The sequence below is a fragment of the Iodobacter sp. CM08 genome (genome assembly GCF_033446605.1).
Taxonomy (GTDB): Bacteria; Pseudomonadota; Gammaproteobacteria; order Burkholderiales; family Chitinibacteraceae; genus Iodobacter.
In genome coordinates this window covers 2,159-14,149 of sequence record NZ_JAWQUO010000062.1, presented here as the reverse complement: position 1 = coordinate 14,149, position 11,991 = coordinate 2,159, and the positions used below count along the sequence as shown (strand labels likewise).

Annotated in this window: 10 protein-coding genes; 2 read left to right on the top strand and 8 right to left on the bottom strand. The window is 46.2% G+C overall.

The features are described 5' to 3' along the window. Positions 1 to 109: 109 nt before the first annotated feature. From R6242_RS21245 to tssI, 7 genes are all read right to left on the bottom strand, one after another. A complete protein-coding gene (locus R6242_RS21245) occupies positions 110 to 928 on the bottom strand; it encodes a DUF6708 domain-containing protein (protein WP_318430720.1) in 819 nt (272 codons plus the stop codon). A gap of 215 nt (positions 929 to 1,143) precedes the next feature. Beyond that, positions 1,144 to 1,452 (bottom strand): hypothetical protein, encoded by a 309-nt coding sequence (locus R6242_RS21240; RefSeq protein WP_318430714.1) that lies wholly within the window; start codon positions 1,450 to 1,452, stop codon positions 1,144 to 1,146. After that, positions 1,412 to 1,717: a hypothetical protein gene (locus R6242_RS21235; protein ID WP_318430712.1), complete on the bottom strand. Its 306-nt coding sequence runs from the start codon at positions 1,715 to 1,717 to the stop codon at positions 1,412 to 1,414. Before R6242_RS21235 ends, R6242_RS21240 begins: the two co-directional genes overlap by 41 nt. A 26-nt stretch (positions 1,718 to 1,743) precedes the next feature. Then, positions 1,744 to 2,814 (bottom strand): putative type VI secretion system effector, encoded by a 1,071-nt coding sequence (locus tag R6242_RS21230; protein WP_318430710.1) that lies wholly within the window; start codon positions 2,812 to 2,814, stop codon positions 1,744 to 1,746. Continuing rightward, the gene (locus R6242_RS21225) at positions 2,811 to 5,531 is read right to left on the bottom strand and encodes a T6SS effector BTH_I2691 family protein (protein WP_318430718.1); all 2,721 of its coding nucleotides are present in this window, start codon (positions 5,529 to 5,531) and stop codon (positions 2,811 to 2,813) included. Before R6242_RS21225 ends, R6242_RS21230 begins: the two co-directional genes overlap by 4 nt. Before the next feature lie 91 nt (positions 5,532 to 5,622). Next, positions 5,623 to 6,549, bottom strand: coding sequence for a DUF4123 domain-containing protein (locus tag R6242_RS21220; protein WP_318430708.1), 927 nt, complete (start codon positions 6,547 to 6,549; stop codon positions 5,623 to 5,625). A 10-nt stretch (positions 6,550 to 6,559) separates the two neighbouring features. Further along, the gene (tssI, locus tag R6242_RS21215) at positions 6,560 to 9,205 is read right to left on the bottom strand and encodes a type VI secretion system Vgr family protein (protein WP_318430706.1); all 2,646 of its coding nucleotides are present in this window, start codon (positions 9,203 to 9,205) and stop codon (positions 6,560 to 6,562) included. Between the two features lie 143 nt (positions 9,206 to 9,348). Between tssI and R6242_RS21210 the strand changes: the two genes are divergently transcribed. Next, positions 9,349 to 9,816: a hypothetical protein gene (locus R6242_RS21210; RefSeq protein ID WP_318430704.1), complete on the top strand. Its 468-nt coding sequence runs from the start codon at positions 9,349 to 9,351 to the stop codon at positions 9,814 to 9,816. Next, the gene (locus R6242_RS21205; RefSeq protein WP_318430702.1) at positions 9,792 to 10,271 is read left to right on the top strand and encodes a hypothetical protein; all 480 of its coding nucleotides are present in this window, start codon (positions 9,792 to 9,794) and stop codon (positions 10,269 to 10,271) included. Before R6242_RS21210 ends, R6242_RS21205 begins: the two co-directional genes overlap by 25 nt. A 242-nt stretch (positions 10,272 to 10,513) precedes the next feature. Here R6242_RS21205 and R6242_RS21200 read toward each other — a convergent pair whose 3' ends face one another. Continuing rightward, a complete protein-coding gene (locus tag R6242_RS21200; RefSeq protein WP_318430700.1) occupies positions 10,514 to 11,872 on the bottom strand; it encodes a hypothetical protein in 1,359 nt (452 codons plus the stop codon). Positions 11,873 to 11,991 lie beyond the last annotated feature (119 nt).

Here is an 11,991-nt window from a genome sequence, read left to right as displayed (position 1 = left end):
ACACGCAGTAGCCACTCCCCGCGCCGCGTCTGCAAATCCCCCATAAATCCTCCTGCTTGATAAAAACCTCAGCATGACGAAAAAAGGAAAGGGCGTTTAGATGGGAGGGCTAGGCGCTTACAAAGGTGCCCCAGAGTAAATAAAATGGCCCAAAGATAGGGAAAAACAAAAAGGACATCACCACAAAAATAGGATGGTCCTGATTCCATTTTTTTATTTTTGGGCCATATGGGCCAATACACCCCATAGATTGCCACCAACTATTAGGGGCAGCTTCGGCTAAAGTTTCGCCAACAGGTAAAGCCGGGCCGTTTTCTTCCATATAGGCATGCAGATACGCCCATAATGCCTGCACTGAATATTCACTCATGACTAGTGGATTGCCAATGGTAAAGAAATCAACAAAGTTTGGTATGGCCTCATGCTTTAGCATTTGATCCCAGGCTTTATCATGGTCACTTTTTGCCGCTTGTTTTTGTGCAAAGTCAGGATCTTTAATCCCTACACCTAGGGTGTGAACCGTCGATGGCAATTGCCCCAACATCACTACTTTTGAAACATAAACAAATATTAAAGAATCCCAATCGTATTCAACAATCACGGTAGGCCAAGGATAAAATGGATTACGTTTTTTAAAGCTATTTTTAACGTAATCGATAAGGCCTGGTATGTTTCTAAAAACACGGTAAACTTTTTTCTTTTTTCTATCAAAAAATAAGCTATCGTTTTTAAGGGAAAACATATCGGATCTAAACTGATACAGTCCAAGATTAAGTGCAAAAAAACTAAAAAAACCACTAAATAATATGGAGAAAATTTTAAATAAAAAAGTAAATATTCCTTCTGCCTCCAGTTGAAATATTGAAATATATAAAGCATAGGACATAAGTGGCAATCCCCCAAAAAAAACGAGAAGAGAGAGTAGCATTAACAAGCCTCGTTGATAGTGAGTGGTATTGCCCAGCTCGATGGCTTGCTTGTAAACGATTCTGACTTCACTAAGCGTGCTGCCTGAGCAGCGGCTTGTGGTTTCTTTATTTAAAAATGCTGCAATACCAATACTGGATGCATCAATCATTACGGGTGGATATTCACCTTTTAATAGGCGATAGGCTGCATTTGAGTCAGTCTGGGTCATGGGCTTTAAGCTTTACGATATGAAATTGAATTATCTTCAAGAAGGTTATCTGGTCTAGGCATCACCTTGATCGATTCTTGATCCTTGCTTGGGGTAATAGGCGTTAAAAGCTTCATTAAAGCTTTTTCTTCATCCTGTGCTGTAACAAATACATTGTTCGAGCCAAAATAACAATCTTTAGCCCAGTCCTGTAGCTTGGTTGGCGTAATCATCCCTGCTCCAGAGTATGCAAGCATGCCTAGTCCCAATAAGACCAAGCCCCAGCCCGTTAAACTAAGCCCCAGAATTGCAATCACCCCTTCTTCCGCAGCCATGGCAGCGGTAGAAACAATGACCCTTCTTGTCATCCATTTCAAATTCTAAATAATCAGCTTCTTCTTCCATATCAGATGCTGATATGGCCGTGCCCATTGCCTGACCGCTATTACCTGCGAAAGCGGCCCCAATGGCCGCCATACCTATGACATTTTGATCGTTTTCAGTAAAAAAGAAATTAGCGCGGGCACGGGTTTCTTTATAGTTTTTAATTTGACCACTGATTTTAATCACGCCAGAGGGCTTTTCTGATGTTTTAAACATATTATTTATGCAGGCTCTATCGTTGATTAATACCTGAAATACATACTGCCAAATGCCGCTGATAATGATGGTTTGACGGGGCCTTCAGTCTCTGCGGCGTGTGCAGCGAGGTATTCGGCGTATTCTGCATTTGCTTTATCTTTGGCCACTTTTTTAGCCGCTGCTTTAGGCGTAAGTGCTTTGGCGGCAGCGGCATCTTTAGCGGCTTTGGCAATCGCTGATTTAGAAGGCGGTGCTTTGGCTGCTACAGGAGAGATGGGCAATGGATTCATTTTTGATCTTTTTGGCAAATCCACACTGGATGGATTTTCTAAACCGAGCGCTTTAAAAACATGAGTTGCAACCGTCACAAACTTCATGGTTTTCCATGAATAATTAATCGCAAATGCCCCCATAAATATATAAAAAAATACTGGGACGGGCCAATACACGGCTAATACATCAAGCACTGACCTAAAATTCAGAGTGCCAATTAATATAAAAAGCATCACGATTGATTGAACACCTAATCCTTTTTTACCAAAAAACAAATACACAAATAAAGTAATTAACAACCCAATCATCATAATCAATGTACTGATAATAATGCTACTCTCTATAAACATGAAGACAAAAGGCACCAAAAATGAAGCTAACCACAAAAATGCCGTTACACCAGAAAACCACAAATTAACTGCATTTCTAATATGCGCTTTTTTACCTCGGGAGCAATGCGGATAAAGAGCAATAATTCGGTCATCGGGTCTCGCAATAGCCGCCAATTCAAAACAGCCATTATTCCATTCGCCCACCACCTCTACATAGTCATCATTTTTAAATGGGCTACACCAAACCCAGCCTTTTACTTTAATATTATCAATTTCAAACTCTAAATAATCGGCTTCTTCTTCCATGTCAGATGCTGATATGGCCGCGCCCATGGCCTGACCACTATTACCCACCAAAGCAGCGCCAATCGCGGCCATACCCATAACATTTTGATCGTTTTCAGTAAAAAAGAAATTAGCGCGGGCACGGGTCTCTTTATAGTTTTTAATTTGACCACTGATTTTAATCACGCCCGTGGGCTTTTCTGATGCATTGCTGGTTTTATTCATTTTTCCTCCTTCTCTAAGGTAATATTAAGTGCTTCCTTTATGGCCGCTTCAAGGGCTTCTTTCATCACATTGCTATCTTGAAAAGCGCCTGGCTTATTATGCTTAATTCCAAACGGAGTAGCATCAAGCCATTTCTCCAGTGCATCATCGGTTACTTTCCAAATAATTAATTGAATAGCAAAAGCACCTACGGTTAACCAAAGACCTGCAGACATAAAGAAAATACGTGTACCGATAGCAGCAGCTGCACGCGCCCCCAAAGCGCCTGCCATATCTGCGGCTGCAACTTGACCTACTCCGCGTAAAATAGGTGCGGCGTATGTAAAAGTACTCAACCCCGTTGTCGTAGCAGAAGCAAGCCCAACAAAGCTCTTAACTCCATACAACGCAGCTAAGCCAACATTCCCATTTGTACCTTCTTTCACACTAAAACTAAAATCTATAGCCACTCCAATCAGCCCTGCTACCGTGCTTAGCCCACCACCAAGTAATTTAAGCTTCTGGAAGCTTACGCTATCCGCCCCAGTGCTTAATGCATTTTTAAGCGGTGTTCCTGCTAAATCTACCAGACCGGCAGCCAGCGAAATAGCAGAGGCCGCAATCAAAGCTTGGGTACGAAGGTCATCATGATAAAACGTCATGATACGACCAAGATTAACCCCTTCAATTAAAACCACCAGCAAGGTTAGGCGCATGTCTTTTAGTGCTGGGGCATAGTCCGTCGGCTTGTTTTTTTTAAAGTTACCCCATGCTTCGCCCAACACCTTACCTTGGCTTCTCCTAAACCCAGCTTCCCGCTTTAAGATCTCTTTTGTTGTTAAGGGGGCAATCGGTTTTGGAGCAGCATTTTTAGCCTGCTTACGTAAAACATCCGCTTTATATTGTTCTTTAATTAATGCCTGTGCATCACTAGGGGCAACTAATGCTCTGGTGCTTAAGATCATTTGAATGTATTTTTCACCCAAAAAATGCCCTGCATTACTTAGGGTTGCTGGATTGGCTCCTTTTGCAAAAAGAGGATTAAATGCTTGCAATATCGCTGTGCCCGCCGTTTTAATAAATAGATCGAGTTTACCGGTAGGGGCGGCTTTTAATGCAATACCAAAGGCTTTGGTGCCCGTTGTGCTTTTTGCTTTGGCATTTGTAGATTCTAGAGAAAGAGATTTTTTATATACATCCGCTAATTTTTGCCCGGAAGTTAAAGTCTTCATTCCCTCTTTAAAATCTGCCTCGGTATAGGGGTGGTTTTTTTGTTCCTTGGCCAGCGATAAGTATGGCTTTAACTCGTTAATAATCTCTTTCTGATTTTGAGCAATTGCTCGATAAAGCAAACTGCTTTTATCGATATTGGTTTGTTGTGCCCAACTTTGTAATTTTATATTGCCAGACTGGCATGAGTTAATGCCTTGAATGGCTGCACCAATAACACATTCAAACTCGATACCATCACTAGGATTAGCCTCATGATAATCTTCTAATGTATCAATAAATAATGGCGCTTCTAACCATTTAATGAGGATTTTAGTTCGAGCGTCAGACAGCGCTTGGCTCTGGTCCAAAAGAGCTTGCTGCTTATTCTTAAAGAAATTATATCGGTCCTGATCAATATTGTTTTCATACTTGGCCCAGCTTTGAGCGATTAATTTATCTTTTCGCTCCATACTTGGACGAGCTCGCTCGCGCTCTATATCTGCCAACTCTTTATCCAAGCGCTGTTGGTTTTTATCTCTATTAAATTGAGCATATGCCATTTCTTTTCTGATGGCTAAAGAGCGCATAAGATTGCCATCGTTCGCAGAAGGGAGCTTCAACTCTCTATTGTCAGCTATTGCGCCAGTTTTATTTGAAAGAATCTCTTTTAAACTATTAATTGCAGTAAGACCATCAATTTCAAACTCCCGTTCAATGCCATACTGCAAAACAAAACCAGCAGGATCACTTCTAAATCCGTTTAGTTCATTCGCCGTGCCAATTGCATCCCACAAGGCCATGATTTGTGGCGTATTACTTCCCCCTGTGCTTTTTTTTGCGCGTGCCTGCATAAATTGCAGTGTCTCTGCGGCCATACCCTTGCGACGACACACCTGATAAAGCGTGCTGACCATCGCCAATTTTTTTTCAGAAAAACTACCATCTTCTTTACTAAATTCAGGCACTTTTTGATCGTAGGGTAACTGAGCTGAGGAAAAACCCGGGCTGTATTCCATGATGCTTTCTAGTGCGGCTTGGCTGGCTGGGCTGCTATGCGCGTTTTTGGCTCCAGCGGCCATGGCTTTAGGGTCGATTTCCTGCATTCTGGCGCTGCGCAGCTTGGCATCGCTGCCATATTGCGCCAAGGTTTCATCGCTCCATTTGTGCTCGCTAAACGCGATCCATGTTGGGCCGCAATCGTCTGGACGATCAATAATCAAGTGGTGCAAGCGGCTATTGTTATGGCCCGTATTTGGGTTGCAGGTGACGGTGTCTTTGGGTTCTGAAGCGGATTTGGGTGTGTGCTGTAGCATGAGCAGCCCATCTTCGCTCACGGTAAAGCATTCCCATTGCTTGGCGCCACGGGCGTTTTTTGAGTAGAACAGATACACATAGCCTGCACGAATGGTGCGCAATGCGTAATGAAACTCATCGCCCAAGGCAATGTCTTTCACCCTTGTGCCTTCCGCCCAAGCGGGTAGCTTCGCTGCTACAGCCTTGGGAACGACGGCATAACGCACCGGCATAATGGGTAAGCCACTGGCTTGGCATTCTTTACATAGCTGACTCATGCTTTGGTGATTTCCTGAGAATTGAAAGGTAGTGCCCTATGTAAAACTAGAAGGTGTTTGCGGCGATGCTTTGCCAATCGTTATCACTCAGCTCTGCAATCAGGCCGCCGTAATAACTATCCGCATGCCGCGCTGCAAGGCATTGTTGCAGCAGAGGGTGGCGATCAAAAAACGGGTGGATAATCAAAGCGTGTTGGGTAAAGAGTGCTAAATCTGCATCGTCACTAAAGCCCAGCAATCTGGCGCGTTTGATGGCAGCAAAGCCAAGCTCGTGTAGATGATCTAGTTGGGCCATCTGCAAATCGGCGGTTTGCGCCAGATAGGCCAGCAGCGCCTGATTAAATGGCGCGATAAGGGCGATATCCTGCCAAAGCTGGCGGCCCCATATATCAGGAGTGCCCTTGTTATTGCCCGTATCCGGCTTGATTTGCAAAGCCATCAGCTGCCCGTTAGGTGCAATCAGGCTCCAGCTGGCCACGGGGCCGAGTAAGTATTTTTGCTGTTCATGATTCAGTAGCGGCCATAGGGCCCACAGCACGGCAGGATCATGTAAGCGCAGTAAATGCTTTCCGCCTAAAGGAGAGGAGCGAATCATTTGTTGGCTGATATGTAAGGCGGCTTGCTGGGCATCCCCCCCAATCTCTAACCAGCCAGCCACTCTGCGGCCACAGCCTTCGGCAATTAAATCTGGCGAGGCTTCTTGCAATGCTTGCTCGATACTGGGCAACAGATATTCTAAATTTTCGCTAGGCAATGGCAGCCAATACGGCCGCATTGCTGGGTTGAGCGAGCGATGCTTTAAAGGCACAACAAAACCCTTTAACTTCGCCGCTTCATCTAGCAGCAATTCTTCATCCCCAAGCGCCCTGTGGCTGTAATCTAATGCAAGGCAGAGTTGTTTTCCTGCCTGCAGCTTATCGCTCAGGCATTGCAAAATAGTAGTAGGGTGGCTTGCCATGGTTTGATCTGTCATTTTTTATCCCTCAGCTTAAGCGCACAGTGGCCGCTTGAGATGCTGCGGCGGCATCCATACTCTGCTCGCAGCCTTTGGCAAACTTGGGCAAGGGCGCATTCAGGCTGGTTGGCCCACTCATATCATGGCTCGCGCCCTTAATGCTTACTTCCCCTGGGCAATGAATTTCGATATCGCCGCCTTTTAGCCGGATATAGCCGCCACCAGCGGTGACTAAAACTTCGTCTTTAGCCGAAATGCTGAGTAGGCCCTTGCAAGCAGTGACTTTTAGGTCTTTATCGCCGGTGATTTCAATATCGTCGCTCTGCGCTTGCAACTGGATTTTGCCTTTGGCGGCGATCAGTTTTAGCGCGACTTTATCCTTTACCCCCGCCACAAATAGGCTGATGTGCTGGCCGACGTTGTGAATCCAGCGGCGGCCAGAGGTTTGGTTGGTGTCGCGCTGCGCAACCAGATCAAGGTTTGTGCCTGCGGTAATCGTCTGGCTTTGCGGGCTGGTGATGGCGATGCCGTCTTCCCCGTGTAGCAGAATAATATTCTGTTGGCCTGCTTGCTTTTCGGACTGGCTTTTACCGTCTTTATCCGTATTTGTGCCTGCTTCAAGGCTTTTACTGGCGTGGACGTGGTGATGTAGATGGCCTTGGCTGTTTTGGTCACCCGCGCTATTGTCCGGATTAATTGTTTTATTGTCTTCGCCGGTTTCTATGGTGTCGGCAAGCTGGTTGGTGGCCGTTTCACCAAGGCTTTGGGCTAGTGAAAGGGCGGATTCAAGCTGGCTTTGGGCGGGGCTGCGGTCGAGTTGCTTGCCAGATGCGCCGCTTTTAGCTTCGGTACTAATGAGTAAACCATTGGCGCGGATTGCGCCTTGCATATCGGTGCGCAGCTCAAAGCCTTCGCCGCGTGGCTCGCTTTTTCCGTCGGTTCTTGGATGGATCAGATAGCCAAGGTTAAGCTGGGTTTTGCCGTGCTCGCTGGATAATTTAGTGCGTACTTCACCTTTGCTATCATCAAACAGCAGCTCGCCATACTGGCCGCCTTCATGCTCTTTGGTTTTGATGCCCGATAGTGTTTTATTGGCAGGCAGAGCGCCTGCGCCGCTGAACGCGGGCACTGAATGGCTACCGTTGTAGACCACGCCAGTGACAACAGGGCGGTCGATATCGCCCTCAAGGAAGCTCACAGTCACTTCTTGGCCGATGCGAGGGATAAATTGATGCCCAAAACCTGCGCCTGCCGATGGCGCGGCAACGCGTATCCAGCAGGATGATTTGTCGTCCATATTTGCGCCAAACTCGGGGTGTTCGGCGGCACGCTGCCAGTGAAATTGTACTTTTATGCGGCCCAGCTCGTCGGTATGCACTTCTGATCCGGCAGGGCCAACTACGGTGGCGGTTTGTAAGCCTGGGCTGGTGGGCTTGGTAAATTCTTGTTCGCCAAGATGGCTAAGCACAGGCTGGCCGCGTCTTTGCGCAGTGAAATCGGATTGGTAAGGTGCGTTATCTTTGGCTGACGTGGCAAGCAGGCTAGGTGCAACTAAGCCAAGTTGCTGAGTTAGATCCACCGGCAAATTATTGTTGGCGGTGAATTTAAGCTCGGTGATGGCGAATTCGCGCTGCTCGGCGCTGTCCCACTCGTGCGCGGGGTGATCTTCTAAGCGGAACCATTGCCCCGCTTGTAAGCTGCGTAAAGTGCCAGAGCCAGTAAACGATTTCTTTTGCGCGTCCATTGCGTCCTGACGCAGCTTGGCATCGTGGCTGAGCTGGTCTAAATCGCTGGCGTAGTAATGCGTTTGCGGGTCGTAATATTCTAGAGTTGATTGGATTTGTTGCCCACCTTCGCCCTGATCGATCGCGCTTTCGTTCAGGCTGTGCTGGGTAAGCGTGGCTTTGTAATCGAAGCTGGCAAGGGAAACCGAGCTACTGCCGATTTGCCGCTGGCTGTTCCATGTCGTAAGTGAGTCACTTTTTTCGCTGGCATCAGCACGGTGAAAGCGGGCGATGGGTTCTAAAGCTTCGGGGATGGAGAAAACATCATCAAAAACCACAAGCTGCACTTGTGGGGAATCACCCGCCAAATATTCGAAGCGCCACGAAAGACCGATTTCTTTCATTAATCGGCACAAGAAGGCGTAATCATCCTCACGGTATTGCAGGCAATAAGAGCGCGGTGGGTATTCGCCGGATAGCTTGAAATCTAGCGTTTGCACTGAGGCAAAAACAGGATTTTTGGCCTGATGTTCGGCCAGTACCTGCTTCACGATATCGACGATCGATAAGTCCTGGAAGACCCGCGAAGTACGGCGGTATCTGAGCAGGGCAAAAGGCGGCTCTACGGTGAGGGAATATTTAGCGAAGCCCCCGTCCGAGCCTAAAAGCTGCGCCTGACTCACCACCCCACAACGCTCAATCGCATCGCCATTGGCATTTGCAATAGACAAGACGATCGGCAAGCCTAGCAGTGATTTAAGCTCTAAACCACTGTCGGGGGATAAGCAATTTACCTGATAGCGATAAGCCTGGCTGATCCCCTCGCTACCTGTTACGCGTTGGGGAAGTAACTGTTCGCCCCATGCAGCACCGTCGCCCAGTTGAAGAGAAATAAGGCGCTGATCTTGATTGAAAGCGGCGGCGAAAGAGGCAAGTAGATCAAAGGTCATAATAAACCAAGGGCTTACAGTAATTTTTGCATATTACATGCAGCTTTGCTTTTTCTGGTCAAACATTTCATAAATTATACGGTGTGATTATGAACAAAATTAGATGTTGTAAGGTGTAACGCGTGCGCGGACTCAGGGGCTAGATGATAACTCTAACTGGAAAAGTGCCCCATCCCGTCAGCATCCGGCAGTTGGCATTGCAAGAAAACCTCTCCGAAGCCACGCTGTACAATTGGCGAAATCAACTTCGCCAGGAGGGGCGCCCCGTGCCCGAACATCATCGCAGCAGTGAAAACTGGTCTGCCCAAACCCGCTTTGCCGTGGTCGTCGAAACCATTGCCATGTCCGAAATCGAGCTCAGCGAATATTGTCGTGCCAAGGGTTTGTTCCCAGAGCAGGTGAAACAATGGCGCGATCTCTCCATTCAGGCGCAGGGCCAAGCTGAAGCCAGCACGCCGGAGCAGGCGCAAGAAAACAAAACGCTGCGCAAGCAAAACAAGCAGCTGGAGCGGGAAATTCTGCGTAAAGATAAGGCACTAGCGGAGGCGGCCGCATTGCTGATTCTGCAAAAAAAGGTGCGCGCCTTTTGGGGCGAATCCGGGGAAGACTGACATCACTGGACCAACGAGAGCGGCTGACCACTTGGATCAAGCAGGCTTGTCATGCGGGTGCGAGCTTATATCGTGCCTGTGAAATCATCGGCATTTCGGTACATAGCTGGTATCGCTGGCAAGCGGCCGGTAAGGTGATCGCGGATCAGCGGCCCTTGGTCAAACGGCATGATCCGGCGAATAAGCTCAGTGAAACGGAGCGTCAGGCGATTTTATCGGTGTGTAACGGTCCACGTTTTAACAGCGCTCCACCCAGCCAGATTGTGCCTATTCTGAGCGACGAAGGCCGCTATTTGGCGTCTGAATCAACGATGTACCGCGTACTGCGTCAAGCTAATCAGCTTCAGCATCGTGGGCGGGCTGCCAAAGCAGTATGCAAAGCCAAACCGACCAGCTTCACCGCCACCGGCCCGAATCAAGTCTGGATGTGGGATATGGTATATCCCCCATCTTGAAGCTCATTTAAAAGTATAGGCTAGGCATATAATGCCCCACGAGAGGTTAAGCCATTGTGCCATTTGCAGAATCGAATAATTTTTTCCTTGCTGCTTTATGAACACGTACTGGGCGTGGACTTCTTTGCAAAGTACGCGGCATCGGAATACTTTTAGGCACATTGAAAATGAGGGGTCACTTACGATAACGTACAAAGACGTTGTAAGTTATCCCTCATTTTTTTATCTTATAGAGATTTCGTTTACTGTCTGGCCCACTTGTATTTTTCAGGGATATTGGGTTGCTGTGCTGCTTCTGGCAAGATGCCGTCTTCTATGGGATTAGAGGACCAAGCCGTTAGTGCACGCACTATATTTTCTAATGGCACGGTCATTTGTTTGGCTGCACTAATTGAGTAAGGCAACCAATCCGTTACCGTTGAGCGAGGTGAGTCAATCCACCAATAATGATGGTACATAAACAACGGGCCAAAATGTGAGTTTGTTTTTGGTACAATATTGCTGCTAATTTCACTACCTGCTGATGGGGTCCACAAAAAATCAGGATGGCCTTTTTGATGCCATTCTCCACCAACTACTTTACCCGTTTTACTATTTAACTCTAGATCGTAATAGTAGGTCACTTGAGTGACCGAATCATTGGCTGGTGAGTCACTTTCTTTAGTTGATGGCTTGGTTTCTAAAACATAATCTACGGTCAATTTTACGCCAACAACACTATCACCTTCCCTTGAGCGATATTTTTTAAATTTATCTTTACTATATTTTTCTTTTGCAATCATTACATCTTGAGCTCGTTTGCTAATACTTCCTGTTTCTGGATTGTAATAGGTTAAGTTATAGGCTGTAATTGGTTGATTCCAAACTTGATAATCATAAGTGGCATCAAAAACAAGACTACGTTTGTTAATTCCAATTTGGTTAATAAGTGCCAAATGAAATGATCCAGGATTGTTATCATTGCAGTCTTTATCTAAAATTCTACCGATTTCATCGGTTTTAGGATTTTGTATATTACAACGCCCGCCAATAAATTTTGTTTTGTAAGAGAGCCGAGCCCAAAGTAACGTATTAAGAGCTTTTATATCCGAAGGTCTAAATGTTACCGCTTTGCCTGCAGCATTATATAGCGTAATGCTTCTAGATGGCCTTTGATACATATAAGATGCGGGGGCCCAACCATGACAAAGACCCTCCCAAGATTCAGGGTTTTTATTTCTAGATCGTGTATTTTCCAATATTTTATTAGTAAGAGTGAAATTTGGATCGTTCATTAAAAAATCATATTTCTCAGATGGTGACATCAAATTTATTTGATTGTTTTTTACCAAATTGATCGCAGGATTTATTTTAGTTAAATAGTTATCATAGTCTTTAAATTGAGATGATTTTGGCATGCGTGGATCAGCATACCGTTGTGCAATAGATCCTTGATAGGATGGCCAATAGCTGTCTGACCATGGAGAAAATGGCAGTTGAGCCTGTGTTAAATTCATTCTATCTAAGTCATAGATGTTGTCTTGAAATTTATCTGGAAAATCTACTAAGCTTAGCGGATTACAATAACGCCAAACCCATGTAGGATCCGAATCAGCCGACACACCATGCTCCTGCTTATATCGCTTAGGGCGTTAGTCAGCACGGCGTGCATTCGCTATATTCGTCCTCGTACCACACAGCCGACTAAGCCTAGGATGTACCCAAACCGCAATAACATTAG

Excerpts from the sequence above, each read along its gene's own strand:
- R6242_RS21245 (WP_318430720.1), bottom strand. The coding sequence starts at position 928 with ATGCTACTCTCTCTTCTCGTTTTTTTTGGGGGATTGCCACTTATGTCC.
- R6242_RS21240 (WP_318430714.1), bottom strand. The coding sequence starts at position 1,452 with ATGGCTGCGGAAGAAGGGGTGATTGCAATTCTGGGGCTTAGTTTAACG.
- R6242_RS21235 (WP_318430712.1), bottom strand. The coding sequence starts at position 1,717 with ATGTTTAAAACATCAGAAAAGCCCTCTGGCGTGATTAAAATCAGTGGT.
- R6242_RS21230 (WP_318430710.1), bottom strand. The coding sequence starts at position 2,814 with ATGAATAAAACCAGCAATGCATCAGAAAAGCCCACGGGCGTGATTAAA.
- R6242_RS21225 (WP_318430718.1), bottom strand. The coding sequence starts at position 5,531 with ATGCCGGTGCGTTATGCCGTCGTTCCCAAGGCTGTAGCAGCGAAGCTA.
- R6242_RS21220 (WP_318430708.1), bottom strand. The coding sequence starts at position 6,549 with ATGACAGATCAAACCATGGCAAGCCACCCTACTACTATTTTGCAATGC.
- tssI (WP_318430706.1), bottom strand. The coding sequence starts at position 9,205 with ATGACCTTTGATCTACTTGCCTCTTTCGCCGCCGCTTTCAATCAAGAT.
- R6242_RS21210 (WP_318430704.1), top strand. The coding sequence starts at position 9,349 with ATGATAACTCTAACTGGAAAAGTGCCCCATCCCGTCAGCATCCGGCAG.